Raw genomic sequence first — 26,953 nt, forward strand, 5'->3', positions numbered from 1 at the left:
AAGCTGGCTCTTCGTTTGTTTTTATACATTCAGTACCTTGTCCAAGAAATCCTTGAGACGTGGATGCTGTGGATTGTCAAAGATTTGGTCAGGCTTGCCGTCTTCTAGGAATTCACCATCAGCGGTAAAGATAACGCGGTTGGCTACCTGACGGGCAAAGCCCATTTCATGAGTCACAATCAGCATGGTCATACCTTGCTGTGCCAGATCCTTCATAACGTTGAGAACATCGCCGACCATTTCAGGGTCAAGGGCAGAAGTAGGCTCGTCAAAGAGCATGATGTCTGGATTCATAGCCAGACCGCGAGCAATAGCTACCCGTTGCTTTTGCCCGCCAGACAGACTGTCTGGACTAGCATCAGCTTTATCAGCCAAGCCGACCTTTTCCAAAAGCTCCATACCCAGCTTGTTTGCTTCGTCTTGGGTCAAGCGCTTGTGCTCAACAGGAGCAAAGGTGATGTTTTCCAGAACGGTCATGTGCGGGAAGAGGTTGAAGTGCTGGAAGACCATACCGATATTTTCACGGACCAGATCCACGTCAGTCTTTTTGTCCGTCAAATCAAAGCCATCAACCGTGATGGTTCCGCTGGTCACTTCCTCTAGAAGGTTGAGACTGCGTAGGAAGGTTGACTTACCAGATCCAGAAGGACCGATGATGCAGACCACATCGCCCTCGTAGAATTTAGCAGTAATCCCCTTTAGGACTTCGTTTTCCCCGTAATATTTATGAAGATCATTCACATCGATTTTTAATTTTGCCATTACTTAATCCTCTTTTCTAAGCGTTTTGCCAAGCGGGTCAAGAGTGTGATAATGATGAGATAGAGCACAGCTAGGATAGCATACATCCGGAAACTCTGATAGTTGCGGGCGATGATGTCCTTACCCGTTTTGAAGAGCTCGGCCAGTCCAATAGCTGAGACAATTGTTGTATCCTTGAGTGCGATGACAAACTGATTGACAAAGTTTGGCAACATAATCTTGGTTGCCTGTGGCAGGATAATCTTGCGCATGGTCTTGGAGTAGGAAATCCCCAAGCTGCGGCTAGCTTCCATCTGTCCAACTGGAACGGCCTGGATACCTCCACGGACAATTTCTGCGATATAGGCGCCAGCATTGAGAGAGAGGGCGATGGTTCCTGCAACGAAAGCATTGATTGGGCTTTGTTGACCAGTCATGGATTCGATTAGGTTAGGAATACCCCAGAAGATAAAGGCTGCCACAATCATCAGTGGAATACCACGAATGACATCGACAAAGATTTCTGCAATCCAGCGCAGCGGTTTATAAGGGCTGACGCTGAACATACCAAAGATAATCCCAATAACCATAGCAATTGCAAATGAAATCAGTGCCAAAGCAATCGTCACTCCCAGACCTTTAAGCAGTTCTTGGTAGTTGTTTTGCAGCAAGCCCCAAATAGTGGACTCATCTACAGTGGATTCTTTTTCCTCGCTAGCCAGATACTTGTCTAAAATCTCTTGGTACTTGCCGCTTTCTTTGAGGTTGGCCAGCCCATTGTTAAACATCTCAATCAGCTCAGGATTGCTGCCTTTTTTTACTGCGAAAGCGACTTTTCCGCTTGGTGTACCTTCAATAGGTGTTTTAAGCTTCTTGCCTTGTTTGATAGCGTATTTGACAACGGGCTCATCATCCATCACAGCTGCGACAGAGCCAGTATTAAGGCTGTCATACATGGAAGCTGCATCTGAGAAAGTTTTAATAGAGTAGCCGTACTTGCTCTTGTTTTCCTCAAGGAAAGTCTGAGAAGCGGTACCAGTTTTGACACCGACTGTCTTGCCCTTGAGTTCCTCGTAGGACTTGATATTGCTGCTGTCCTTGACTGCCAAGATAGAGTTGGCTGTATAGTAAGGTTCAGAATAGTCAAAAGTTTTCTTGCGGGCATCTGTGACAGACATGCCAGCGATAATTCCATCTGCCTGACCGGTTTGAACGCTATTGATAGCTGCATCAAAGCCAGGGTTGGTTACTTCCACAGTAAAGCCTTGGTCTTTGGCAATAGCCTTAATCAGCTCCATGTCAATACCAGTATATTGGTTACTGTCATCTTGAAAGACAAATGGAGCAAAAGATGAGTCGCTGGCAATGATGTATTTGTCTTTTGTTGGACTAGCTTTTTGACCGGCAGGAGTAGAAGTCTCTGGAACGGCAGAGTCAGAGCTACCTTTAGAAGCCGTCCATTTATTGATGATTTCTTCCAGACTGCCGTCTTCCTTCATCTGCGCCAAAGCCTCGTTAAACTCAGTAACTAAGTGCTCATGTTTGCTGCCTTTTTTGACACCGAAAGCAAAGCTTCCGACAGCCTCACCATTCATAGAAATTTTCAGGTTTTGGCCTTGATTGATGGCGTACTCAATGACCGGCTGATCATCCATCACTGCATCGACATCACCAGCAGAAAGGCTGTTATACATCAAGTCACCCGTGTCAAAGGTTTTGAGAGTGAAGCCGTACTTATCCTTGTTCTTCTCAAGAAAGCGTTGGGCAGCTGTACCGGTTTTGACACCGACTTTCTTCCCTTTCAGCTGTTCGTATTTGCTGATGGTGTTCGCCTTGGTCGTCGCGATAACGACCTTAGTGTCATAGTAGGTATCAGACATGGTAAAGACTTTTTCGCGCTCGCTTGTCTTGGTCATACCAGCCATGATAGCGTCCGCTTGGCCAGCTTGGACGGCATTGACAGCTGCATCGAAGCCCGGGAAGCTCATGTCAATGTCCCAACCCTTGATTTCTGCGACCTTGTTAATGATATCAACGTCAATCCCCTTGTAAGTCTGATCAGAATCTTTAAATTCAAATGGTGCGTAAGCAGTATCGGACACGATTTTGACCGTATCTGCCTGGGCTGTTGCCCCTAACGCAAAAAATGGAAATAATGTTAGCAAGACTGCTAAGAATTTTTTCTTCATTTTCTTCCTCCTTTTTAGCATTCTAGCATTATAGCAAAAAATCACTGATTAGGCAAATTTCTCCTGTTTTTATGTTAGGTTTTCTGACATATAAACTCTCTGAGTTTCTCAAAGATAGCCGCAACTTTTCTTTCTACTTAAAGCAAAGTCTGCTATACTGGAAATGAATGAAAGCAAGGATAGAATGAGGTTCTTATGAAAAAATCACGTATCTTAGACGGAGTCAATCAAGCTCGCTTTGTCCCTCCTTATATTTTGTCTCTTTTACTGGCTGTTATTTTTGTGCAAGGAGGACAACAATTGGCCTATCTGGCTTTGGAGCCAATTTCGGCTGTGCTTAGTCTTATGCTAGGTTTCTTGGGGCAAGGCGGATTCTTTGAAATCTTCTTCAATTTTGCCCTGCCTTTTCTCTTATTTGGCTTTGTATTTATGATACTGGTTCTCTTTCTCTGGGTGCGCTGGGCTGAAGGACGACCGCTCTCGACTCTAGGCTTTGTTAAAAAAGGAAGCTTGGTGGAGTTAGTCAAAGGATTGGCAGTAGGTTTTCTCCTCTTTAGTCTAGTTGCTCTGCTTATGCTGTTGATCGGAGCTAGCTCTTTTGAATGGGGACGGCTGACAATGGGGCCTTTTCTCTATATCTTGATTTTGTTTCCACTCTGGATGATTCAGGGTGGAGCAGAAGAGCTAGTGACACGGGCTTGGCTGCTGCCAGTTGCTGTCAAAAAGACCAACCTCCCCATCGGTTTGCTGACTTCAAGCCTGCTCTTTGCCCTCTTGCACCTAGGCAATCCAGATATTGGTATTCTTTCCATTCTTAACATTGCCTTATTCGGGCTCTTTGCAAGTCTCTATCTGCTCTGGACGGACAATGTCTGGCGGATTATAGGACTTCATACTGCTTGGAACTTTAGCCAAGGCAATATCTATGGTTTCAGCGTTAGTGGTACGGGTGTTGATGCGGCAGTCTTGAACTTTATTCCAAAGTCAGAATGGAGCTGGCTGACTGGTGGAGCTTTCGGCGCTGAAGCTTCTATTTTCAGTTCGCTCATTCTCTTGTTGGCCGTGTTTTACTTGCTTTTTAAGATAAAAAAAGATGGTGTTTTGACAGAGTTAGTAGGGAAGACACAATAACTGTGCGAACGGTTCTCTTTTGCTCATCCTAAAATAATATGCTATAATAAATTAAAATAAGGAAAGGAATAATTATATGTTTAAATCTCGTATGTTGGATGCTATCAAGCAATCGCGTTATATTCCGCCGATTTGGTTAGCTATCTTGATTGCTATTGGCTTTGTTTATGGAGGTCGTTTTGCTGGAATGTTCGGAATGTTTCCGATTGGGCTTGTTATTGGTATTTTGTTCCGTGCGACAAACCCCGCTGGAGGCCAAGCAGCACTTATGGAATTTTTCCGTCACTATAGTCTATTTTTTGAACTATTTACTTTCTTTTTTATCGCTCTTGTTGTCTTCCTCTGGGTTCGATATCGTGAGAAGCGTCCTTTTTCTAGTCTGGGATTTTATAAACAAGACTGGTTCAAAAATCTACTTAAAGGCTTCCTTATTGGAGCCGTTCAGTTTTCACTGGTTGTTGTCTTGCTCTTGGTAACGGGGACAGGCAGTCTGAAATTAGGTCAGCTTAACTTGCAGTCTTTGATTTTTGTTGTAGCTATCATTCCTTTCTGGATTCTCCAAGGTGGGACAGAAGAGCTAGTGACGCGTGGTTGGCTCTTTCCAGCCGTTAGCGCTAAGTCAAATATCTTCATTGGTATCTTGATTTCTAGTGCTCTATTCGGGGCACTGCACCTCTTTAACCCTGGTGTGACCGTTCTTTCTATTGTCAATATCATACTAGACGGTATCTTTGCTTGTTTCCTTATGCTCAAGTATGACAATATGTGGGTACTGGCTGGTATGCACGGCGCTTGGAATTTTGTGCAAGGAAATATCTATGGTATTCAGGTCAGTGGCCAAGGAGCATCTACCTCAATCTTGAACTATAGCTCACAATCATCTGTGGATTTGTTATCCGGCGGAGCTTTCGGTGCTGAAGGATCTATTTTTGCCAGTATCGTCCTGATTGGCTGCATTGCCTATCTTTACTGGTCACTAAAGAAAGAAAATCGCCTGCCTCAGGCGCTGATGTTTAAGAAATAAGCATTTCGCCCAGTTGAGCTGGGCTTTTTTTATGTCTTTTAAAGAGGTGTATGACAAGGGACAGACGATGGTAGAAGTATGAGCCTCTTAGTTATACCCAAATCCAGAGAAAATAGGGCAAATATGGTAAAATGATAGAAGCACAATTTAAGGAATAAAAGATGATTAACAGAATAACAGATAATAAATTTGAATTGGTTTCTAAATATGAGCCTTCAGGTGACCAGCCACAGGCTATTGAGCAGTTGGTGGATAATATCGAGGGGGGCGAGAAGGCTCAGATTCTCATGGGGGCGACTGGTACTGGTAAGACCTATACCATGAGCCAGGTTATCGCTCAGGTCAACAAGCCAACTCTGGTTATCGCCCATAATAAAACGCTGGCCGGCCAACTTTATGGTGAGTTCAAGGAGTTCTTCCCTAATAACGCAGTGGAATACTTCGTTTCCTACTATGATTACTACCAGCCTGAGGCCTATGTCCCCTCTAGCGATACTTATATCGAAAAGGATAGCTCGGTTAATGATGAGATTGATAAGCTCCGTCACTCAGCGACATCAGCCCTCTTGGAGCGTAATGATGTGATTGTCGTGGCTTCGGTCTCTTGTATTTATGGTCTGGGTTCGCCTAAGGAATACTCTGATAGTGTAGTTAGCCTGCGTCCTGGCCTAGAGATTTCTCGTGATAAGCTGCTTAATGACTTGGTAGATATCCAGTTTGAGCGCAATGACATTGACTTTCAGCGGGGGAAATTTCGGGTTCGTGGTGATGTGGTAGAGATATTCCCAGCTTCTCGGGATGAGCATGCCTTTCGAGTAGAGTTTTTCGGAGATGAGATTGACCGGATTCGTGAGGTTGAAGCCTTGACAGGACGAGTCTTGGGTGAGGTGGACCATTTGGCCATCTTCCCAGCCACTCACTTCGTGACCAATGAAGACCACATGGAAGTAGCTATTGCTAAGATTCAGGCCGAGCTGGAGGAGCAGCTTGGTATCTTTGAGAAGGAAGGCAAGCTTCTGGAAGCCCAACGCTTGAAACAGCGTACGGAGTATGATATCGAAATGCTGCGCGAGATGGGCTATACTAACGGTGTTGAGAACTATTCTCGCCACATGGATGGTCGAAGCGAAGGAGAGCCTCCTTATACCCTTCTGGACTTTTTCCCGGATGATTTTTTGATTATGATTGACGAGAGTCACATGACCATGGGACAGATTCGGGGCATGTACAATGGCGACCGCTCTCGTAAGGAGATGCTGGTTAATTATGGTTTCCGCCTGCCGTCTGCCTTGGACAACCGTCCGTTGCGCCGGGAGGAGTTCGAGAGCCATGTTCACCAGATTGTCTATGTATCGGCTACGCCGGGTGACTATGAAAATGAACAGACGGATACTGTTATTGAGCAGATTATCCGGCCGACAGGGCTTCTGGATCCAGAAGTGGAAGTCCGCCCAACTATGGGGCAGATTGATGACCTTTTGGGAGAAATTAATGCCCGTGTCGAAAAGAATGAGCGAACCTTTATCACAACCCTGACCAAGAAGATGGCGGAAGACTTGACGGACTACTTTAAAGAAATGGGTGTCAAGGTCAAGTACATGCACTCGGATATCAAGACCTTGGAGCGGACTGAGATTATCCGTGATTTGCGCTTGGGTGTCTTTGACGTTTTGGTTGGGATTAACCTGCTGCGCGAGGGAATCGACGTGCCTGAGGTTAGTCTGGTTGCAATTCTTGATGCAGATAAGGAAGGTTTTCTCCGTAACGAGCGTGGCCTAATCCAAACCATTGGCCGGGCAGCCCGCAACAGCGAGGGACATGTGATTATGTATGCGGACACCATCACCCAGTCCATGCAGCGAGCTATTGATGAAACTGCCCGCCGTCGGGCAATCCAGATGGCATATAATGAAGAGCACGGCATTGTACCGCAGACCATCAAGAAAGAAATCCGTGACCTGATCAGCGTGACCAAGGCTGCCCTGCCAGACAAGGAAGAAACTGTCGAAATCGAAAGCCTCAACAAGCAAGAGCGCAAGGACATGGTCAAGAAACTGGAAGGCCAAATGCAAGAAGCTGCCGGACTTCTGGATTTCGAGCTGGCGGCGCAGATTCGCGATATGATTCTGGAAATAAAGACGATGGATTGAGGGATAAATATAATGGGTTTTAAAAATCGATTGTTTCGTAAAAATATTCTTCAAAAAGTATATTTCTATCAAAATGTTTGTTATTTTATCGAAAATAACGTTAAAAACAACAAAACGAAGAATAAGTGTGGTATAGTATATACAGGAGGATGGAATAATGAAAATACTGAAAACAAAAATCCGTGGATTGTCTTACTTCAAAAATGGAGTGTTTGAATTTGACTTTTTTGCTAGCAAAAACGTTAATTTATATGAGAAAGAAAGTAATAGTGTTTCTCATATAATTAATAAGTTATATAAATTAAATTCAATTGCTCTGTTAGGTATAAATGCATCTGGAAAAACAACTAGTTTAAAACTAGTTTTGGCAATGCTAAATATATTTATTAAAAATAAAAGTTTATCTGAGGATGATATTCCTGAAATTGGAAATTATTTTGATGATGAAGTGATTTGTGAAAATTATATTTTTAATCAGGAGTGGATTTATAAAATTGAATCAATTATTTCTAAAGATAAGTCAAATTCATTATACTTTAAAGATGAAGTCCTTTATAGAAAAAAAGTGAAGAAAACAGAATCTAAAGATAAGATTTTTACAAACTTTGAGGAGACTATTTCTCGAAAAGATATTGATGTTACTTATCTAAAACAGACAGATTCTATTTTTTCAGGTGTATTGAATAGAAAAAACCATCAATTGGTTGAAGATAGTGTTGTAGATTTAACTAATATTACTGATGTTAATAAAATTCAATATTTTGCTAATGATATGGATATTTCTTATGTAAATTTTTTAGATGATAGTATTGAATCTTTAATTTTCGAAGAGGATACAAAAAAGTTCAAAATTAGATTTAAATACTCGAAAGAGTTGATAGAATCAAATATTGTTGATTTAAATAGATTCTTATCATCAGGTACAATTAAAGGTATAATGATTTTATTAAATATTCAATTTATTCTAAATTCTGGCGGATATTTAATTATTGATGAGTTAGAAAATCACTTGAATAAATCAATTGCGGTACAATTAATAAAACTTTTTAATAGTAATATAAATAAAAATTCTGCAACATTGATATTCACTACTCACTACATTGAGATTACTGATTTTATTGATAGAAGTGATAGTATTTACGTATTAAAAAAGAATCCTCTTATAAATATTGAAAAAATGAGTAATATTATTGGTGAAAAAGATAGATCTGATAGGAAGAAAAGCGATCTAATCTTATCAGGTAGTTATGGTTTAGGAACGGCTCCGAAAAATTCTTCCTATAAAATGATGAGGGAAAGTATGAATAAAAGTATTAAATTGTTGAGTTCAGAGAGTCATGAATTAATGGAGAGATGATTTATGGTTAATATAACATCAGATACACTTGTTGCTATCATTGTTGAAGGAGCAACAGAAAAGGCTATTATTGAGTTATTACTTGAAAATGATTGTTTAAAATTTAGTTATAGCCAAGTTGTAAACTATGATCAAATTGATGGACTAGATTCTCCTTATAGAGGATCGAATAGATTTTATGGTAATCCTACAACATTTTCGAACCATTATTTGACTCAAGATTATGAAGAAAATAAAATAATTATTTTTATTATTGAAGATAGGTCTGGAATACCATATAAAATTGTTCAACCTTATTTGGATAAATTGCAGGATAGAGGAATCTATCATGTAATAACGAAAAGTGAGATTGAAATGATTGAAATATATTTTCGTAAATTAGAGGGACAGTTTGAAAAAGTGAAATCACAAGATAGACCAAGTGTATTTCTTGCTGCTCAATTAAAGAAAAAAGCTAATCATGTAAAATCGTATGATAGAATTAAAAAGGATCTAAATCATTGTGTAGGCTTAGTTAATGCTATAAGAAAATACAAAAGTAAAAGTGATACAACAAAATGGAATAATAAAAATAATGAAATATTTTTAGCTGATTTATTAAAATAATTAATTGGATCCAAATTATGTAAGACAATGTAAGAACTAGATGATGAGAAACTCTAGCAGTTAGTTTTGAAATAATAGATATATTTTTAAGGAGCACTATATGCGTTATGCACTTTTACTCCGCGGCATCAATGTCGGCGGGAAAAACAAGGTCGTTATGGCTGATTTGAAGAAGGATTTAGTAGAGTTGGGTTTTGAAAATCCAGTTTCCTACATCAATAGCGGCAATCTTTTCTTTGATAGCGAGGAGCAGGAGGAGAGGATTCGGGAGAGCTTGACTGCTTATTTCAGTCAGTCTTACGATTTCCCTCTGCCTTTTGTCCTTGTCAGCTCTGCCATGCTTAAAAAAGAAACAGCAAATCTGCCTAGTTGGTGGCAGGATGAAACAGCCTTTCGGCGAGATGTTCTCTTTTATCTGCCGGAAACAGATAGGGAAACTGTTCAAGAGCTGGCAGGCAGCTGGGCGAATGACAAGGAGCAGCTGCATTTCGGGCAGACGGCTTTCTTTTATAGTAATGCTGACCAAGCGGACTATCTCAAGTCCAACTACCATAAGAAACTGCTCAAATCTAGTTTTTATAAGCAACTGACTATCCGAAACGGCAAGACTTTCCAGAAGATTGTGGAGTTGGTGAATGAGAAGTAAGACCAAAAAGAAAACTAAAAACAAAAGAAAAGTAAAAGCTCAGGGAAATAAATTTAGTATTTGGTTGGAAAAACATTGGATAGTAGAAGCTTTTTTAAATTATTTAGTCTTAATAGTTGTTGCGATTGGAGTGGGATATTTAACATTTGGTAATGAGAGTATCCCTGCTCCACTTCGTGAGTTTAAATATGTTAGCCCTTTGTATATAAATTTGGTTTTCTTGATTGTTCTTCCATATTATTCTTGGTTTGGAAGTCTAAGAGAAGAAGGCTTCAACACGTTGAAAGGTTTTTCAGAAGTTTTTCTTTATCTTATTTAATCTTTTTCTTCATGCCAGCGTTAACGATGTTGATTTTGAAATATAATGAAAAAAAGAGGAAAAATCATGACAAAAGAAAATCTGTCTAAATTATTTTCATTTAAAACACTCTATCTGGCCTTGCTAACCTTTGTCATTCTTCATTTGATTTTGTTACCTTTTGGTCTATCCTTTACTCCAGTTTTGTGGAATAGTTGGTTTTTTATTCTTTGTTTGACCATCTTTATCCATCCTTGGATAGTCTTTTTTAGGACAAGAGATTTTCACTGGTATCACCTTATTTTTCAATTATTCAGTGGATTGGTGGCGCTTTATCTTTGGTTTTCGGCATTCTTTGCTTTGTCAATTATCTCGGATCCAGCCATTCCCATCAATATAGACTATCATATACAAGATAAAGAAATCATCATTGTCAGAGGTTTTGTGGTCCAAAGTACCTATGAACATCATGAATTGATCAATCTCTTCATCATGAAGTCAGAAGTGAAATATAACGAAGATATGTTTTAATAACTTAGAAAGTGAGCAAATCCATAGCCCGTTTTAGATCTAGTCATAATCTCGAGAAGAGGAAAAAAATTATTTTGAGATATTTAAATTTATTTAGAATAGTTTATCTTGCCTTGTTATCCTTTGTCATTTTCCATCTTATTTTATTAACATTTGGTTTAGCATTTATTCCAACTATGTGGAATATCTGGTTGTTTTGTCTTGGTTTAACTTTATTGTTTCATTTATGGTCTCAATTTTATAAATCAAGGATAGATCAAAAGCGACATCGTATCCTAGAGCTTTTTAGTGCTTTTGCAGTTTTTTGTATCTGGGGTGTTTCACTTTTATCTTTTTCTTTTATAGAAGATTCACGCATTCCAATTACAGTAGATTTTAGAATAGTAGATAGAGAAGTTATCATCGTTAGAGGAACTTTGCTTCATGGTTATCGTGAATACCACGATTTAGTTAATCCTTTTATGATGAAGTCCGAAGTGAAATTTCGGATTGAATATTAACAAATAGAAAGCGAGTGAAACTATGTCACGTTCCCAAGAAACAATTCTAACAAACATCTGCCTTGTTGAAGATGTATCGCGCGGTAAACTTCTAATGCAATATCGCTCTCCTGAGCGCTATCGTTGGTCTGGATATGCTTTTCCGGGTGGTCATATTGAAAAGGGAGAATCTCTCCATGATTCAGTTGTCCGTGAGATTTTAGAGGAAACGGGGTTGACTATTTCTCTTCCGAAATTGGTTGGGGTTAAGAACTGGCATACGGATGAAGGAGTTCGCTACATCGTTTTTTGTTACAAAGCGACCGAATTTTCTGGTCAGATTCATTCGACAGAAGAGGGCGAGATTTCTTGGGTAGACAAGGATAGCCTGCCCCAGCTGGACTTGGCCTACGATATGTTAGAACTTCTGCGTATGATGGAAGATGAGGAACTGTCAGAATATTACTATCACGAGCGTATCGAAGGCGGCTGGCGCAAGAGTATGTATTAAAAAATGTTTCCTTTTGTGTCTGAAGTGCAAAGATAGAAAGGTGGATGACTGTCATGATTTCATTATGGATTGCTATTGTTGCATTTTTTCTTTTGGGCTTAAACCATTTTTTTCTTCTAGAAATGCTGGATTCGGTTTGAGATTTCCATTTGCTTTTCATACTTTAAAAGGATGGAAGCAGAGTCAATCTAGGTTTTATAGATCAGTGATTTTGCTTAATTTGCTCATTTTTCTTTATTCTTTGTACACAGATTTAAGCGAGAATAGGGTCTTGGTCTTGTCAATTATTAGTATTGTATTTTCTGGAATATTAATTTTTTTAATTTCTTTTAAAGAATAGTTTGATTGTTTTATCAGTGATTTTTATAGCGACTATCTATCATTTGAAAGCCGGTTGGCGCAAGAGTATGTACTAAAAAGACTGAATAGGTTGGGGCCTAATCAGTCTTTTTCTTGCTTGTTATTTATCCTGTAAAAATCCTAGGTCTCTCAAGGCAGATTCTACATAGTCCAAATCCTGCTGGGAGTCGGCTTGTACTAGGTGATAGTGGACTCCATCTGTCAACTCAGATAAGGGGCGAAAGGCACAGGATGCGACCTGTTGGAGAAAATGCTGGACATCTCGGCGGCAGGTCAGCTTCAGATAAGTCTGAATTTCGCCGTAAACTGGATGCTCAATCAAAATAGTCTGTACGCGTCCGCCATTATCCACGATAGCCAGCAGCTCGGCCTCCATATCCTCAGCCCCATGCTGAACCTTGAAGAGCTGATGGACAGCAGCATTTTCTTGGCGGTCTTTATAAAGATAGCCACGATTGGTTGAGAGGATGGGGGCACCATCAGCCCGCAAGAGGGCAATATCTTGCACGATAATCTGCCTGGTCACATGGAAATGTTCAGCCAGTGACTGGCCGTTAAGGGCAGCAGATGATGTTTTCAAAAGGTTTAATAGTTCTTCTCGTCTTTGCTTGGTCATAGCTTCATTGTAAACCAAAAGTCAGGAATCTTCAAGCTCTAGCGAATCTTTTTCAGCGCTTGATAGATGAACTTAGCAATGACAAAGTCGACCATGCTATGGATGACCGTACCAAGTCCAACCAGACCAAATAAGATATAGAAAGCATTAGCAGGATAGGCAGAAGTCGTGTAAAAGAGGATGCAGACGACCACTTCACCAAAGGCATGAATCAAGGCCAGTAGGAAATTAAATATCCAAGTCTTCTTCTGGCTGTCCAGTGTGTCCGGGTGCTTTTGCAGATAAAGAGCGCCGATGCTAGCAAAGAGCAAGTGGGACAGGGCTCTAAGAGTGATGATAAAAGGAAGTCCGGACATTCCAAACCCAATAGCAGACCCAATCACGACAATCACCGTCATGAGAGGGGAAATAAACATAGCCAAAAAAATAGCGACATGGCTGGCTAAGGTGAAGGAAGCGGGCGGTATGACAATTTTAATCGGCATAACTAGTGGGATAACAATAGCTAGTGCAGTCAAAAAAGCGGTCAGTGTCATAAACTGATTTTTAGATTTTGGTTTCATAGTGACTCCTTTTTATCTGTATATACACTAGTATAGTATACTGTTTTTGCAGAAAGGTCAAGACCTGTAGGAAATCCTCAAAGAGATTTGTCAAAATGCTTAAAATAGCTTATACTAGAAAGGTGTGGAAATAGGAGAAAACTAGATTTTTAGGATTTAGTTGACCTTCACATCGATTAGTGTTCTGCTGGACTTGAAGAATGAAAGAAGAGCTTAATCATACATAGAAGGCTGGTATGGAAATTTAGCAGCCTTGACTAGAAATGGAGAAAAAATGAACAACTTACCAAACTGTCCCAAATGTAATTCAGAGTATGTCTACGAAGATGGAACGCTCTTGGTCTGCCCAGAATGCGCCTATGAATGGAATCCAGCTGAGGTCCAAGAAGCAGAGGAAGGTCCAGTAGCGATTGATGCTAATGGCAATAAGCTGGCAGATGGCGACACAGTTACCTTGATTAAAGATCTGAAAGTCAAAGGTGCACCTAAGGATCTCAAGCAAGGAACGCGCGTGAAAAATATCCGCATCGTGGAAGGCGACCATAATATTGACTGTAAGATTGACGGCTTCGGTGCCATGAAGCTCAAGTCAGAGTTTGTTAAGAAAATTTGAGGTCTTTATGAATCGCAGTTTTATCTTAATTTATCGAATTATTCTGTTTATTCTAGCCTTTTTGGGTGTGTATCTGGAAATCACTAAGTATGGCGTGGGCATGCTCATGTACTATACGGTTCTGTCCAATCTCTTGGTCCTGCTCTTTACGGGCTACCTGGTCTATCTGATGACGAGACCTGGAGATGCTTGGAAGGTGCCTAAAATCTTGAGAATCAAGGGCGGGGTGACCATGTCCATCATGATTACTTGTGTCGTTTATCACCTCTTGCTGGCACCGATTGCGACAGATTTTTACCGTTTAGAGAATTTTCTTTGTCATTATATAGTCCCCTTGGCTTTTCTTCTGGATACAGTAATCTTTGACAAATCGCGCCAGTACCGCTGGTTTGATCCGATTTCTTGGACAAGTGTGCCCTTGGTCTACATGGCCTTTGCCCTCTTTAATGGCTTCTTCCTGAAAATAGATATTCCAAGATCCAAGGACAATCCGTTTCCTTACTTTTTCCTCAATGTCTTTAAGAAAGGCTGGCCTTATGTCATCCAGATGTGTATGATTATCTTTGCAGCCTATCTGGTATTTGGCTTTGTCTTTTATGGGATAAAATCTATCTCTTTCTCAAAGAAGAAGACTTCTTAGAGACATGTACTTGTAGATGAAAAACAGATTTCACTAATCCTTATTTAGTCAAACAGAAAAAATACAATTTTTTTCTTGAAATAGTTTTGAATTTGTGATATAGTATAAAAAATTAAATAATCCTTTAATTCTATCCAGAGAGATAGACAAGGAGCAAGTAAAAAGATGGGTGGAGTGTAAGCAAGTGCGTCTTGTTTTAGCTTGCCTGACTAGATTTTTCTGAAGTCTCCTTGTAATAAGGAGACTTTTTCTGTTGTTTGAGGAGGAAAGAATGAAAACAAAAGAAGTTGTCGATGACATCACCATGAATCGCGCGATTACGCGGATTACCTATGAAATCATCGAGCGCAACAAGGACTTGAACCAAGTAGTCTTGGCTGGCATTAAGACCCGCGGGGTTCACTTGGCACACCGCATTCAGAAGCGGTTGGCTCAGTTGGAGAATATTGATATTCCGGTCGCAGAAGTAGATACCAAGCCTTTCCGAGATGATATCAAGGTTGAGGAAGATACGACAGTGATTCCAGTAGATATTACCGACCGTCAAGTAATCCTAATCGACGATGTCCTCTACACAGGACGGACCATTCGAGCAGCTATTGACAATCTGGTCAGTCACGGACGGCCGTCTAGGGTTGGTCTGGCTGTCTTGGTAGACCGTGGTCACCGTGAGCTGCCTATACGGGCAGACTATGTTGGCAAGAACATTCCGACTAGCCAAACTGAGGAGATTATCGTTGAGATGACCGAGACAGACGGTCAAGATCGCGTGTTGATTATGGGGGAGTAATAAGCTAAATGAGTCAAGATGTTAAGTATGATGTGCATGATATGCCAAAGCCAGGTCTGCTTTTAGGACTATCCTTTCAGCACTTGTTCGCCATGTTTGGGGCGACAGTCTTGGTACCGATTCTGGTGGGAATTGACCCAGCGGTAGCCCTCTTTTCCAGCGGTCTGGGGACACTGGCCCATCTGACTGTTACCAAGTACAAGATTCCGGCTTACATGGGATCCAGCTTTGCTTATATCGCAGCCATGCAGATGCTGATGAAGACAGATGGTATCGGAGCGGTTGCTCAGGGAGCCATCACTGGTGGTTTGGTTTACTTTATCGTGGCACTGATTGTCAAGTTTGCTGGTAATGCTTGGATTGACAAGGTGCTGCCTCCAGTAGTGGTAGGGCCTATCATCATGGTCATCGGTCTGAGCTTGGCTGGAACAGCTGTTAGCGATGTGATGAATAAGACTGTAGCAAATGGGGAAAAGGTTTATGATTTGACCTACTTCATTATCGGTATGGTCACTCTCTTGGCAGTCATTCTCTTTAATATCTATGGTAAGAAGATTGTGGGAATCATCCCAGTCTTGCTAGGCTTGATAGTCGGCTACATTTTTAGCTTGATTTTAGGGGCTGTGACTGGGCAGGAAATCGTTTCTTTTGCTAAGGTTGGGCAAGCTTCTTGGTTCCACCTTCCGCCTATGAGTCTGCCTTTCTTGGACTACGATGTGAAATTTTATCCTAGTGCGATTTTAACCATGGCGCCTATCGCCTTTGTAACCATGACAGAACACTTCGGGCATGTTATGGTGCTGAATAGCTTGACAGGCAAGGATTTCTTCAAGGATCCAGGACTGGACAAGACCTTGACCGGAGATGGTCTGGCTCAGATTATTGCAGGGCTTTTCGGAGCACCGCCGGTGACTAGCTACGGAGAGAATATCGGAGTTATGGCGCTCAATAAAATCTACAGTGTCTATGTCATTGCTGGCGCAGCAGTGCTGGCCATTGTCATGAGCTTTGTGGGCAAGGTCTCAGCCCTGCTCCAATCCATCCCGAGTCCTGTGCTGGGTGGTATTTCCATCGCTCTCTTTGGGGTAATTGCTTCGAGTGGTCTCAAGATTCTGATCGAAGCACAGACCAACTTTGACAATAAAAAGAACCTCTTGATTGCCAGTGTCATCTTGGTATCTGGTATCGGTGGTCTGACCTTGCAGTTGTCGGGTCTGCAAATCTCAGGAGTTGCCTTGTCAACTATTCTGGGAATTGTCCTCTATCTTGTCCTGCCTGAGCCCAAGGATTGAGCCAGGCGATAAATCATTAACTTTTGTTCAAAAATAGCTTGCTCTCAGAGCGACTTTACTTGCAGCACTCTGGAAGCCCTCATTCTTTCATAAAGGAGAATTACATCATGTCATCCAATCAAATCGCTCTTAAGAACCTTGTTTCTATGGAAACTCTGTCAAATGAAGAAGTTATGGCCTTGATTAAACGCGGAATCGAATTTAAAAATGGCGCTAAAGTTCATTATGATGAGCAGCATATCGTGTCTAACCTCTTCTTTGAGCCTTCGACTCGGACCCACAAGGCCTTTGAGGTAGCGGAGTTAAAGTTAGGCTGCGATCTTCTGGACTTTGATGTCAAGACCAGCTCGGTCAATAAAGGAGAAACCTTGTATGACACTATCTTGACCATGTCTGCCCTAGGCGTTGATGTCTGTGTCATTCGCCACCCAGAAGTAGATTATTACAAAGAGCTAGTTGAAAGTCCAACAATTACGACTTCCATCGTTAACGGAGGAGACGGTTCTGGTCAGCATCCTAGCCAGAGCTTGCTGGACCTGATGACTATTTACCAAGAGTTTGGTCGCTTTGAAGGGCTCAAGGTTGCGATTGCTGGTGACTTGGACCATTCGCGCGTGGCTAAGTCAAATATGCAAATTCTCAAGCGCTTGGGGGCAGAGCTCTACTTTGCAGGTCCGGAAGAATGGCGGAGCCAAGAGTTTGCGGACTATGGTAAGTTTGTCACTATTGATGAGGTGATTGAAGGAGTGGATGTCATGATGTTCCTGCGCGTGCAGCATGAGCGCCATGACTACGAGTCCATCTTTTCTAAAGAAAATTACCACAGACTGCATGGGCTGACTCAAGAGCGTTATGACCGTATGAAAGATACAGCGATTCTCATGCATCCAGCTCCAGTTAACCGCGATGTAGAAATTGCGGATCATCTGGTTGAAGCACCAAAATCGCGTATCGTTGAACAAATGACCAACGGCGTCTTTGTCAGAATGGCTATTATCGAAGCAGTTCTGAAAGGTCGTCAATAATCTCGGACAGTAGGCCGGGAGTGGGTGAAGCTGTGTGAAGCAATCCCACTCCCTATTATTATATATCTTATGTGGATGGTCATGGGCGGTCTGCATCTTGGACAGGAGGGAACAATGGCAAAGAGACTTTTAATATTAGAAAATGGCATGATTTTCGAAGGGGAAGCTTTTGGAGCGGATCTTTTCGTGACAGGCGAAATCGTCTTTAACACAGGCATGACAGGCTATCAAGAATCAATTACGGACCAGTCTTATAACGGCCAGATTCTGACCTTTACCTATCCCTTGGTTGGAAATTATGGTGTCAATCGGGACGATTATGAATCCATTCTGCCAACCTGCAAGGGAGTGGTGGTCTATGAGTATGCACGTCGTGCAAGCAATTGGCGCCAGCAATTGTCTTTGGATGAGTTCCTCAAAATCAAGAAGATACCAGGCATTTCGGGAATTGATACAAGGGCGCTAACCAAGATTATCCGACAGCATGGAACTATGCGGGCGACCATTGCCAATGCGGATGATAGTATTGAGCATTTGCAAGACCAGCTTCAGGCTACAGTTCTGCCGACTGATAACATCAAGCAGGTGTCTACCAAGCAGTCTTATCCAGCTCCGGGAACGGGTCGCAGTGTGGTATTAGTGGACTTCGGTCTCAAGCATTCTATCCTGCGGGAGTTAGCCAAACGCAACTGTAGTGTGACAGTAGTACCTTATGATACCAGAGCTGAGGAAATTCTCCAGCTCAATCCTGACGGCGTCATGCTGTCAAATGGACCGGGAAATCCGGAAGATGTGCCGGAGGCTCTGGACATGATTCGTGGTGTTCAGGGCAAGATTCCAATTTTCGGAATCTGCATGGGACATCAGCTCTTCTCCATGGCTAATGGTGCAAAGACGCATAAGATGAAGTTCGGCCACCGTGGCTTCAACCATGCGGTACGTGAGATTGCGACAGGCCGAGTTGACTTTACAAGTCAAAATCACGGCTATGCAGTCAGTCGTGAGGATTTGCCAGAATGCCTGATTGTGACTCATGAAGAAATCAATGATAAGTCTGTCGAAGGTGTGCGCCATCGGGACTATCCAGCTTTTTCTGTGCAGTTCCACCCGGATGCTGCGCCGGGACCGCATGATGCAGATTATCTCTTTGATGAGTTTATGGAAATGATGGATGCCCATCAGGCTTACTAGGAAGCAAGATTGAGAGGTGCACTATGCCAAAACGTAAAGATATTCAGAAAATTATGGTCATCGGTTCTGGTCCGATTGTTATTGGTCAGGCTGCGGAGTTTGACTATGCTGGGACTCAGGCTTGCCTGTCCTTGAAAGAAGAGGGCTACAGTGTTGTCTTGGTTAATTCTAATCCAGCGACCATCATGACGGACAAGGAAATTGCAGACCGAGTTTATATCGAGCCTATCACGCTGGAGTTTGTTGCGCGGATATTGCGTAAGGAGCGGCCAGATGCTCTTCTGCCTACTCTGGGCGGTCAGACTGGACTCAATATGGCTATGGAATTATCCAAGTCAGGGCTTTTAGAAGAGCTGGGAGTGGAACTCTTAGGGACCAAGTTATCGGCCATTGACAAAGCGGAAGACCGGGATCTCTTCAAGCAGCTGATGGAAGAACTTGGCCAGCCCATCCCTGAGTCAGAAATTGTCAATACAGTGGATGAAGCGCTGGAATTTGCGGCTGGCATCGGCTATCCAGTCATTGTCCGTCCGGCATTTACACTGGGAGGAACTGGCGGTGGTATCTGTAGCAATGAAGAAGAGCTGCAGGAAATCGCAGAGAATGGCCTCAAACTCTCTCCAGTTACTCAATGTCTGATTGAGCGCTCTATAGCAGGTTTTAAGGAAATTGAATACGAAGTCATGCGGGATGGTGCCGACAATGCGCTGGTCGTATGTAATATGGAAAACTTTGATCCAGTCGGCATCCACACAGGTGATTCTATCGTTTTTGCACCTAGTCAGACCATCTCAGACTATGAGTACCAGATGCTGCGGGACGCCAGCCTCAAGATTATCCGTGCGCTGAAGATTGAGGGGGGCTGTAATGTGCAGCTGGCTCTGGACCCGCATAGCTTTAAGTACTATGTCATTGAGGTCAATCCGCGGGTTTCCCGCTCATCAGCCCTAGCCTCTAAGGCGACTGGCTATCCGATTGCCAAGTTGGCGGCGAAAATCGCAGTCGGACTTACATTGGATGAAATCATCAATCCAGTGACAGGCTCTACCTATGCTATGTTTGAGCCGGCTCTGGACTATGTAGTCGCTAAGATTCCACGCTTTCCATTTGATAAATTTGAGCAGGGTGAGCGACGTTTGGGAACCCAGATGAAGGCGACAGGGGAAGTCATGGCTATCGGCCGCAATATTGAGGAGAGTCTGCTCAAGGCTTGCCGTTCTCTTGAAGTTGGTGCGGACCACAACGAGTTGCCTGCTCTCAGTCAAGTAAGCGATGACGAGCTGATGAGGAAGATTGTCAAGGCGCAAGACGACCGACTTTTCTATATCTCAGAGGCCATTCGCCGCGGATACAGTCCGGATGAAATTGCTGAGTTGACTAAGATTGATGTTTTTTTTCTGGATAAGCTGCTCCATATTTACGAAATTGAGCAGGAGCTGGCCAGTCATATCGGAGATAGCTATGTGCTCAAGAAAGCCAAGCAAAATGGCTTTGCGGATACTAAGATTGCAGCCTTGTGGGACATGACAGCCGAGCAGGTGCGTCGCATCCGGCAGGAGCAGAAGATTGTGCCGGTTTACAAGATGGTGGATACCTGTGCTGCTGAGTTCGAGTCTGCGACGCCTTATTTCTATTCTACCTATGGCTTTGAAAATGAATCTGTCAAATCCAGCAAGGAATCAGTTCTGGTGCTGGGCTCTGGTCCTATCCGAATCGGACAGGGGGTCGAGTTTGACTATGCGACTGTTCATTCTGTAAAGGCTATTCAGGCAGCTGGCTATGAAGCGATTATCATGAATAGCAATCCAGAGACTGTATCGACTGACTTTTCTGTCTCTGACAAGCTCTACTTTGAGCCGCTGACCTTTGAAGATGTCATGAATGTCATTGAGCTGGAGCAGCCTAAAGGAGTTATCGTACAGTTTGGTGGGCAGACAGCCATTAATCTGGCAGAGCCACTGTCCAAGGCAGGTGTTAAGATTTTAGGTACCCAAGTAGCGGACTTGGATCGAGCTGAGGACCGGGATCTCTTTGAGCAAGCGCTGAAGGAACTGGATATTCCGCAGCCGCCGGGTCAGACAGCCACTAATGAAGAGGAAGCAGTAGAGGCTGCTCGTAAGATTGGCTTCCCCGTTCTGGTGCGACCTTCCTATGTCTTGGGTGGTCGTGCTATGGAAATCGTAGAAAACGAAGCGGATCTACGCTCTTATATGCGGACAGCGGTTAAGGCCAGTCCAGACCATCCGGTTTTGGTTGATTCTTACATTGTCGGTGATGAGTGTGAGGTTGATGCTATTTCTGATGGTCGTCAGGTCTTGATTCCTGGGATTATGGAGCATATCGAGCGGGCAGGAGTTCACTCAGGGGATTCCATGGCGGCCTATCCTCCACAAACCCTATCTCAGAAAGTCAAGGATACTATTGCAGACTATACCAAGCGTTTGGCTCTGGGACTCAACTGTATCGGCATGATGAATATTCAGTTCGTCATCAAAGATGAGCAGGTCTATGTCATTGAGGTCAATCCACGGGCCAGCCGGACTGTTCCTTTCTTGTCCAAGGTGACCGATATTCCGATGGCGCAAGTAGCGACTCGTTTGATCCTTGGGGAAACTTTGGCAGAGCTGGGCTATGAGGACGGTCTTCATCCAGAAAGTTCCATGGTTCATATCAAGGCGCCAGTCTTCTCCTTTACCAAGCTGGCGAAGGTCGACAGTCTCTTGGGACCTGAAATGAAGTCTACCGGCGAAGTTATGGGCAGCGACCGAACTTTGGAAAAAGCGCTCTACAAGGCTTTTGAGGCTTCCTATCTCCATCTGCCAAACTTTGGTAATGTCGTCTTTACTATTGCAGACGATAGCAAGGAAGAAGCCCTGCAGCTGGCTCAGCGTTTTGCCAATATTGGCTATGGTATCTGGGCAACCAAGGGAACAGCCTCTTATTTTGAAAATCATGGCCTACACGTCCGTCTGGTAGAAAAAATCGGCAGTGATGATAACAAGGACATCCCAGCCTATATCCGCAAGGGCAAGGTTCAGGCTATTATCAACACGGTCGGAACCAAGCGGACAGCAGATAAGCATGGTCAAATAATCCGCAGCTCAGTTATTGAGCACGGAGTTCCACTTTTCACAGCCTTGGACACAGCTGATGCCATGCTGAAAGTGCTGGAAAGCCGCAGTTTCACTACAGAAGCGATATAGAACGATTTTTGACTTCCAGATTGTCATTTTACCGTCTGCAAGTCGGAAAAGTAATCTTTGAGAAAAGCATCTGTCCAAGCTTATTCTGTCCTTGAATAGTAATATTAAATAACCTTTCAATATATTGGAATTAAAAGCAAAGAGGAAGTGGGAAAGAATCTTACTTCCTTTTTGCTTTATTTTCTTAAAAAAACTTGACAAAGAAGTTGACAAGGTGTATGATATTAACCGGTTAATAAACCGGTTAATAATTAGTTAAGGAGATATTGTGAAACACGCTTTAAAATTCTCAGCATGCCTTAGTCTGCTGGCCCTGGCCTTGTGTCTCTGGGGGTGTCAGTCACAAAAAGAATCTAGTCCATCCAGCCCGCCGCAAGGCTTGAAGATCGTAACCAGCTTTTATCCTATCTACTCTATGGTTAAGGCTATATCAGGCGAGCTGAATGACGTGCGCATGATTCAGTCTAGTAGCGGCATTCATGATTTTGAGCCTTCAGCCAATGATGTGGCAGCCATCTATGAGGCAGATGTCTTTGTCTATCACTCACGGACCTTGGAGTCCTGGGCTGGAGAGCTGAATCCTAGTCTCAAGAATTCCAAGGTTCAAGTCCTTGAGGCTTCCCAGGGAATGGAGTTGGATCGAGTCGCTGGCTTGGAAGATGTCCAAGCGGGAGAGGGAGTGGATGAGAAGACGCTCTATGACCCCCATACCTGGTTGGATCCTCAGAAGGCCGCAGAGGAAGCTCAGATTATCGCTGACAAACTGTCGGAGCTGGATAGCGACCATCGGGATACTTATCAGGCCAATGCTCGAAAATTTCAAGAAGAGGCCAAAAAACTGACAGAACGCTATCAGGAGATTTTCGATAAAGCGCCCAACAAAACCTTTGTCACCCAGCATACAGCCTTTTCTTATCTGGCCAAGCGCTTCGGGCTGACCCAGTTGGGCATTGCGGGTATTTCACCGGAGCAGGAGCCTAGTCCGCGTCAGCTGACAGAGATAGAAGACTTTGTCAAGGAGCACCAGGTGAAGACCATTTTTGTGGAAAGCAATGCTTCTTCCAAAGTGGCTCAAACCTTGGTCAAGGCAACAGGTGTACAAATTAAGGAGCTGAATCCTCTGGAAGCAGACCCAGCTAACCAACTATCTTATTTAGAAAATTTAGAAAAAAATCTAGCAGTTTTAGCTAAAGATTTGAAAGGATAAAAGACAATCATGAAAAAGAAATATTTCCTTGTTTCAGCAGCTGTATTAGCTCTCGGCGTCGGAACTTATGGGCTTATCCAATGGCAAGTTCAACCTCGAACTCAGACCAAAGATAACAAAGTAGCCTATATTGAGGACAAGACTTCGGGTGACAAGACGGATAAAAATTTGACACCTGACCAAATCAATGATGAGGAAGGTATTGAAGCAGAGCAGATTGTCGTGAAAATCACAGATCAGGGCTATGTCACTTCCCATGGAGACCATTATCATTACTTTGATGGAAAGGTGCCTTTTGATGCCATTATCAGCGAAGAGTTGATTATCCGAGATCCTAACTACACGCTGCAGCAAACAGATATTGTCAATGAGGTCAAGGATGGTTATATCATCAAGGTGGAGGGGAAGTATTATCTCTACCTCAAGGATGCCAAACATACCAGTAATGTCCGCTCAGTGGATGAGATTGCTAGGCAGAAGAAGCTGCATAAGACCAAGGAAGAAGGCGATAGTGGCGAATCTTCCACTGCAAAATCAAGCAAGACTCGCGATTTCAGCCAGCCCAGCAAGTCCTTAGCTGCGGGAAAGACGGCAGCAGACCTTGCAGGAGTTTCTTACCAAGGCCAAGGGGGATATAGGACGGATGATGGTTATACGTTTAGTCCGTCTGATATCATCGAAGATACTGGTGATGCTTTTATCGTGCCGCATGGCGGGCATTTTCACTACATTCCTAAGAGCGACCTGTCACCAGCAGAATTGGCTGCGGCTCAGAGCTACTGGAATAGCAGGCAGACCGGAGGAAGTGTGAATCCGCCTAACTACGGTAGGACAATAGCTTCTTCCAACACATGGAATCAGAATAGTGCTATCAATCAGGGTGGGCCAGTCTCAAATCCGTCTCCACAGCTGCCAAATCATTCAAAGATTGAGCAGCCAAGTCCTGGCTTAGCGGTTACTCAGCCGAATCCGCCAAATCCGCTTCAGCCGACTCAACCATCTCAGCCATCTTTACCAAGTCTGCTGCAGCAACTCTATGCCCTGCCTCAGTCTCAGCGCTATCATGAAGGAGACGGCGTGGTGTTTGACCCGCTGAAAATCAGTCGTCGGACAGAAAATGGGGTCGTTATACCCCACGGAGACCATCATCATTTCATTCCTTATGACAAGCTGTCAGACTTGGAAGCGAAGATTGCCCGCTTGATTCCTATTGGTTATACTTATGAGCCGCTGGGCGATCCACTGCAAGCTTTGAAGCCTCAGCTACCATCACAGCTTGATCACGACCATGGTTTTCATGCGGAGGCTGTCATTGGCAAGGACGACCAAGGCTACATGGTATCGCACGGAGACCATGCTCATTACTTTTACAAGAAAGACTTGACTGCTGAACAGATTCAAGCAGCGGAGCGGGTCTTGGCTAAGCAGCAACCAGTAAAACCGTCAGCAGCAGTCAATGACGCTGAACGTTATTCACGCGATGCCAGTGATGAGGAAAAGATTGCTTATATCTGCCAAACCTATGGCGTTCCCAAGGAGGCGGTTCGCATCTCAAATGGCTTCTTTGTCTTTAATAACCCTGACCAAGCCTATGATCCGACTCATATCCACCCCTATGCTGTCCGCAAGGAGCATGTCCGCATTCCTCTGGTAACGGGCAATGCAGAGCTGGACTTCATGAATGAGCTCTACACAACAGCCTTGCGCTCAGGTCTTTCGCCTTACAGTCTGCAGGTAGAAGATGGTCAGTTTGTCATTCCTCATGGCGACCATAACCACTATATCAAGATTCAGTCCAAGGGCGCAGCAGAAGCCTTGAAAAATCGTCTGCCTCAGATTCAATCTAAGTATGAGCAGGGCGATTATGATGAGGCCGTTATTTTGCAAAAAGTAGAAAGCCTAAAAGCGGACAGTCAGCGTCTCTATGCCGATGATCCTCTTATGCAGCGGCGGATTGAGCTTGCTTTGGGGCAGTTCGTGGAAACCATGAAGAAGCTGCCTAGCAACTCAACTGCTGGCTACCTGAGCAGTCTGGATAACTTTGATAAGCAGTTTATCCATGTGGATCAGACGGTCAAGCCAATCCAAGAGACAGAGCTAGACAAGAGCTATCAAGGACTTTTGGAGAGAATGAACCGACTTGACACGGATAGCTATGGACTGAAGAAAGCTGACTTGCTGCAGCGTCTGCAAAATGCTTATGCTGGGCAGAATCAAGCTGAAATGGCAGAGCTAGGACAAGTATTATCCGCTTTAGAAGATTATCATGATCGGACAGGCGTCACAGCGGTTGATTATATTCGTTATTTCTACCAAGCATTAGAGGATGGGCGCTTGAGCCCTGAGCTGCGCAGAAAAGCGGCTGGGCTGACCTTGACACTCTATAAGTCCCAAGCCTTTATAGAAGCGACCAATCTTCAGCAGCTTTTCCCCGCGCTCTATCAGACTAAGAAAGAGATTGCAGCTGCCCTTGCTAGCGGCCAGCCTTTTCCGTCCTCTGAAAAGACAGAGCTGGATCAGGGAGAGCCAGATCAGCCAACCTATAAGGCCATGATTTATGACTTTTTGAAGGGGATTTATGATGATTTTGGCACCTCGGATGAGAGCGAGAAGAGTGCTCAAGCTCTTGTCTTTCTTGGAAAAGCGCAGGAATTACTTGGAGAAGTAAAGGACCAAAACAGCCGAGCAGACTATGCAGCTAGAATCTTGGAACTAGGCAAGGAATTAAAGAGCAGCAGCTCAGATAAGCAAGCTTTACTGACAGCGAGTCAGAAGCTTTTGGATCAGATGAGCCGAACCATTGCTGGACAAAAGGAAGAGCCAGCTAACACGGAAAATCAGGAAGTTTATCAACAGCTTTATAATCTGCTCATGTCGATTCATCAGTATTTGGAAAAGAATCAAGGAAGTGAGCAGCAATACCAGCAGCTGGACCAGCTTTTTGATAAGCTTGGACAGAGAGCTACAGACAAGAAAGAGCTACTTAAGGAAATCCTGGCCTTCCAGCAGTCACTCGTCCATCCTGAGGGGGCAAACGAGTCCGATTCTCAGCATAGGGAAGATGATGACTATCATTTTAATCTGCAGGATATGGTCGGAGCGGATGAGCAAGGCTATCGGGTAGCCCATTTGGATCACGAGCACTATATTTACAAGAAAGACTTGTCAGAAGCCGAGCGTCAAGCAGCAGATGCCTATGCGGTGCAAAAAGGCTTCCTGAAAGCACAGGCTGAACAGCCTACTTCTGGTCAGCCAGCAAGCAGCAGTGCTCCAAAAACTGTGCAAACTGGCAATCTACCTTCCGAATCTGCCACTAGAGAAGCAGCTCAAAACCAATCTGATAAGCCAGCAGAAGCTTCGACAACTGCAAATCCAGCTGTGCAATCAAGCTTAGCAGCGAGTTTTGGCATGACAGAGGAAGCATTCAACCAGAAATTGGAGGAGCTTTCTCAGCTCTATGGTGTCAGCCCAGAGACTTTCAGCTATAATCCTGCAACCAGAAGCATCAGCTTTACAGGAGCTGACGGCCAGCTGAAAACTGTTCAGATTAGCTAAGCTTACATTTTGATGTAAAACAAGAATAAAACGAATGATGAAGACCAAGCTAAGTCTAATACCATCATTCGTTTTTGATTTTCACAAGCATATACTTATTTGATTGATATTGTGTTAAAATAAACAGAGAACAGCTTTGGTGGTGAGAATGTTCCGGAAAATATTCAGTTTACTGGAGAATCAACGATTAGGCATTCAGAATTAGAAGGATTAGATACTAGTTTTTATCATGAAA

General features: G+C 43.4%; 22 protein-coding genes and 1 pseudogene. 19 read left to right on the forward strand and 4 right to left on the reverse strand.

Annotation, left to right across the window (positions count from 1 at the left end; all coding sequences use genetic code 11):
* Nucleotides 1–21: 21 nt before the first annotated feature.
* Together MFP28_RS05255 and MFP28_RS05260 are read right to left on the reverse strand one after the other, a co-directional pair.
* The gene (locus MFP28_RS05255; RefSeq protein WP_002895249.1) at nucleotides 22–762 is read right to left on the reverse strand and encodes an amino acid ABC transporter ATP-binding protein; all 741 of its coding nucleotides are present in this window, start codon (nucleotides 760–762) and stop codon (nucleotides 22–24) included.
* Entirely contained in the window at nucleotides 762–2,930 is a 2,169-nt protein-coding gene (locus MFP28_RS05260) for an ABC transporter substrate-binding protein/permease (protein ID WP_032915887.1), read from the reverse strand. The genes MFP28_RS05255 and MFP28_RS05260 overlap by 1 nt, the downstream gene beginning before the upstream one ends.
* 195 nt (nucleotides 2,931–3,125) lie before the next feature.
* Between MFP28_RS05260 and MFP28_RS05265 the strand changes: the two genes are divergently transcribed.
* The 10 genes and pseudogenes from MFP28_RS05265 to MFP28_RS05310 all read left to right on the forward strand — a co-directional run bounded on the left by MFP28_RS05265 (nucleotide 3,126) and on the right by MFP28_RS05310 (nucleotide 11,663).
* Complete coding sequence (locus MFP28_RS05265) at nucleotides 3,126–4,061, forward strand: CPBP family intramembrane glutamic endopeptidase (protein WP_002906370.1); 936 nt, start codon at nucleotides 3,126–3,128, stop codon at nucleotides 4,059–4,061.
* Between the two features lie 76 nt (nucleotides 4,062–4,137).
* Entirely contained in the window at nucleotides 4,138–5,085 is a 948-nt protein-coding gene (locus tag MFP28_RS05270; RefSeq protein ID WP_002906371.1) for a CPBP family intramembrane glutamic endopeptidase, read from the forward strand.
* A 161-nt stretch (nucleotides 5,086–5,246) separates the two neighbouring features.
* Complete coding sequence (gene uvrB, locus MFP28_RS05275) at nucleotides 5,247–7,235, forward strand: excinuclease ABC subunit UvrB (RefSeq protein ID WP_002906372.1); 1,989 nt, start codon at nucleotides 5,247–5,249, stop codon at nucleotides 7,233–7,235.
* Nucleotides 7,236–7,392: 157 nt separating this feature from the next.
* On the forward strand, nucleotides 7,393–8,592 hold the full coding sequence (locus MFP28_RS05280; RefSeq protein WP_032915889.1) for an AAA family ATPase: 1,200 nt from the start codon (nucleotides 7,393–7,395) through the stop codon (nucleotides 8,590–8,592).
* A gap of 3 nt (nucleotides 8,593–8,595) precedes the next feature.
* Entirely contained in the window at nucleotides 8,596–9,198 is a 603-nt protein-coding gene (locus MFP28_RS05285; protein WP_002906375.1) for a hypothetical protein, read from the forward strand.
* A gap of 100 nt (nucleotides 9,199–9,298) precedes the next feature.
* Nucleotides 9,299–9,844 carry a DUF1697 domain-containing protein gene (locus MFP28_RS05290; RefSeq protein ID WP_002906378.1) on the forward strand — a complete coding sequence of 182 codons (546 nt, stop codon included), beginning with the start codon at nucleotides 9,299–9,301 and terminating at the stop codon, nucleotides 9,842–9,844.
* A pseudogene (locus MFP28_RS05295) lies at nucleotides 9,834–10,252 on the forward strand (hypothetical protein). The gene MFP28_RS05290 and the pseudogene MFP28_RS05295 overlap by 11 nt, the downstream one beginning before the upstream one ends.
* On the forward strand, nucleotides 10,230–10,673 hold the full coding sequence (locus tag MFP28_RS05300) for a hypothetical protein (protein WP_032915892.1): 444 nt from the start codon (nucleotides 10,230–10,232) through the stop codon (nucleotides 10,671–10,673). The pseudogene MFP28_RS05295 and the gene MFP28_RS05300 overlap by 23 nt, the downstream one beginning before the upstream one ends.
* A gap of 74 nt (nucleotides 10,674–10,747) precedes the next feature.
* Nucleotides 10,748–11,173 carry a hypothetical protein gene (locus tag MFP28_RS05305; protein WP_223331327.1) on the forward strand — a complete coding sequence of 142 codons (426 nt, stop codon included), beginning with the start codon at nucleotides 10,748–10,750 and terminating at the stop codon, nucleotides 11,171–11,173.
* Nucleotides 11,174–11,195: 22 nt separating this feature from the next.
* Nucleotides 11,196–11,663, forward strand: coding sequence for an 8-oxo-dGTP diphosphatase (locus MFP28_RS05310; protein ID WP_002906382.1), 468 nt, complete (start codon nucleotides 11,196–11,198; stop codon nucleotides 11,661–11,663).
* 460 nt (nucleotides 11,664–12,123) lie between these two features.
* Here MFP28_RS05310 and MFP28_RS05315 read toward each other — a convergent pair whose 3' ends face one another.
* Complete coding sequence (locus tag MFP28_RS05315) at nucleotides 12,124–12,657, reverse strand: transcription repressor NadR (protein ID WP_002906383.1); 534 nt, start codon at nucleotides 12,655–12,657, stop codon at nucleotides 12,124–12,126.
* 20 nt (nucleotides 12,658–12,677) lie between these two features.
* On the reverse strand, nucleotides 12,678–13,202 hold the full coding sequence (locus MFP28_RS05320) for a membrane protein (protein ID WP_002906384.1): 525 nt from the start codon (nucleotides 13,200–13,202) through the stop codon (nucleotides 12,678–12,680).
* A gap of 274 nt (nucleotides 13,203–13,476) precedes the next feature.
* On the opposite strand from MFP28_RS05320, the gene MFP28_RS05325 reads away from it, so the two are divergent.
* The 9 genes from MFP28_RS05325 to MFP28_RS05365 all read left to right on the forward strand — a co-directional run bounded on the left by MFP28_RS05325 (nucleotide 13,477) and on the right by MFP28_RS05365 (nucleotide 26,718).
* The gene (locus MFP28_RS05325) at nucleotides 13,477–13,815 is read left to right on the forward strand and encodes a zinc ribbon domain-containing protein YjdM (RefSeq protein ID WP_002897401.1); all 339 of its coding nucleotides are present in this window, start codon (nucleotides 13,477–13,479) and stop codon (nucleotides 13,813–13,815) included.
* A 7-nt stretch (nucleotides 13,816–13,822) separates the two neighbouring features.
* Nucleotides 13,823–14,455: a Pr6Pr family membrane protein gene (locus tag MFP28_RS05330; RefSeq protein WP_002906385.1), complete on the forward strand. Its 633-nt coding sequence runs from the start codon at nucleotides 13,823–13,825 to the stop codon at nucleotides 14,453–14,455.
* A gap of 271 nt (nucleotides 14,456–14,726) precedes the next feature.
* Complete coding sequence (gene pyrR / locus MFP28_RS05335) at nucleotides 14,727–15,245, forward strand: bifunctional pyr operon transcriptional regulator/uracil phosphoribosyltransferase PyrR (protein WP_002904664.1); 519 nt, start codon at nucleotides 14,727–14,729, stop codon at nucleotides 15,243–15,245.
* 8 nt (nucleotides 15,246–15,253) lie between these two features.
* Nucleotides 15,254–16,537 (forward strand): uracil-xanthine permease family protein, encoded by a 1,284-nt coding sequence (locus MFP28_RS05340; RefSeq protein ID WP_002906386.1) that lies wholly within the window; start codon nucleotides 15,254–15,256, stop codon nucleotides 16,535–16,537.
* Between the two features lie 107 nt (nucleotides 16,538–16,644).
* Entirely contained in the window at nucleotides 16,645–17,562 is a 918-nt protein-coding gene (locus MFP28_RS05345) for an aspartate carbamoyltransferase catalytic subunit (protein WP_002906387.1), read from the forward strand.
* 114 nt (nucleotides 17,563–17,676) lie between these two features.
* A complete protein-coding gene (locus MFP28_RS05350; protein WP_032909561.1) occupies nucleotides 17,677–18,753 on the forward strand; it encodes a carbamoyl phosphate synthase small subunit in 1,077 nt (358 codons plus the stop codon).
* A 23-nt stretch (nucleotides 18,754–18,776) separates the two neighbouring features.
* A complete protein-coding gene (carB, locus tag MFP28_RS05355) occupies nucleotides 18,777–21,956 on the forward strand; it encodes a carbamoyl-phosphate synthase large subunit (RefSeq protein WP_002906388.1) in 3,180 nt (1,059 codons plus the stop codon).
* A 268-nt stretch (nucleotides 21,957–22,224) separates the two neighbouring features.
* The gene (locus tag MFP28_RS05360; protein ID WP_002906389.1) at nucleotides 22,225–23,163 is read left to right on the forward strand and encodes a metal ABC transporter solute-binding protein, Zn/Mn family; all 939 of its coding nucleotides are present in this window, start codon (nucleotides 22,225–22,227) and stop codon (nucleotides 23,161–23,163) included.
* Between the two features lie 9 nt (nucleotides 23,164–23,172).
* Entirely contained in the window at nucleotides 23,173–26,718 is a 3,546-nt protein-coding gene (locus tag MFP28_RS05365; RefSeq protein ID WP_002906390.1) for a pneumococcal-type histidine triad protein, read from the forward strand.
* Nucleotides 26,719–26,953 lie beyond the last annotated feature (235 nt).

This window comes from Streptococcus sanguinis (genome assembly GCF_050234405.1).
Taxonomy (GTDB): domain Bacteria; phylum Bacillota; class Bacilli; order Lactobacillales; family Streptococcaceae; genus Streptococcus; species Streptococcus sanguinis_W.

Coding starts and splice junctions, on each gene's coding strand:
- carB (WP_002906388.1), top strand. CDS start 18,777: ATGCCAAAACGTAAAGATATTCAGAAAATTATGGTCATCGGTTCTGGT.
- MFP28_RS05270 (WP_002906371.1), top strand. CDS start 4,138: ATGTTTAAATCTCGTATGTTGGATGCTATCAAGCAATCGCGTTATATT.
- MFP28_RS05350 (WP_032909561.1), top strand. CDS start 17,677: ATGGCAAAGAGACTTTTAATATTAGAAAATGGCATGATTTTCGAAGGG.
- MFP28_RS05300 (WP_032915892.1), top strand. CDS start 10,230: ATGACAAAAGAAAATCTGTCTAAATTATTTTCATTTAAAACACTCTAT.
- MFP28_RS05290 (WP_002906378.1), top strand. CDS start 9,299: ATGCGTTATGCACTTTTACTCCGCGGCATCAATGTCGGCGGGAAAAAC.
- MFP28_RS05260 (WP_032915887.1), bottom strand. CDS start 2,930: ATGAAGAAAAAATTCTTAGCAGTCTTGCTAACATTATTTCCATTTTTT.
- MFP28_RS05255 (WP_002895249.1), bottom strand. CDS start 762: ATGGCAAAATTAAAAATCGATGTGAATGATCTTCATAAATATTACGGG.
- MFP28_RS05325 (WP_002897401.1), top strand. CDS start 13,477: ATGAACAACTTACCAAACTGTCCCAAATGTAATTCAGAGTATGTCTAC.
- MFP28_RS05320 (WP_002906384.1), bottom strand. CDS start 13,202: ATGAAACCAAAATCTAAAAATCAGTTTATGACACTGACCGCTTTTTTG.
- MFP28_RS05285 (WP_002906375.1), top strand. CDS start 8,596: ATGGTTAATATAACATCAGATACACTTGTTGCTATCATTGTTGAAGGA.
- MFP28_RS05280 (WP_032915889.1), top strand. CDS start 7,393: ATGAAAATACTGAAAACAAAAATCCGTGGATTGTCTTACTTCAAAAAT.
- MFP28_RS05340 (WP_002906386.1), top strand. CDS start 15,254: ATGAGTCAAGATGTTAAGTATGATGTGCATGATATGCCAAAGCCAGGT.
- MFP28_RS05310 (WP_002906382.1), top strand. CDS start 11,196: ATGTCACGTTCCCAAGAAACAATTCTAACAAACATCTGCCTTGTTGAA.
- MFP28_RS05330 (WP_002906385.1), top strand. CDS start 13,823: ATGAATCGCAGTTTTATCTTAATTTATCGAATTATTCTGTTTATTCTA.
- uvrB (WP_002906372.1), top strand. CDS start 5,247: ATGATTAACAGAATAACAGATAATAAATTTGAATTGGTTTCTAAATAT.
- MFP28_RS05345 (WP_002906387.1), top strand. CDS start 16,645: ATGTCATCCAATCAAATCGCTCTTAAGAACCTTGTTTCTATGGAAACT.
- MFP28_RS05265 (WP_002906370.1), top strand. CDS start 3,126: ATGAAAAAATCACGTATCTTAGACGGAGTCAATCAAGCTCGCTTTGTC.
- pyrR (WP_002904664.1), top strand. CDS start 14,727: ATGAAAACAAAAGAAGTTGTCGATGACATCACCATGAATCGCGCGATT.
- MFP28_RS05365 (WP_002906390.1), top strand. CDS start 23,173: ATGAAAAAGAAATATTTCCTTGTTTCAGCAGCTGTATTAGCTCTCGGC.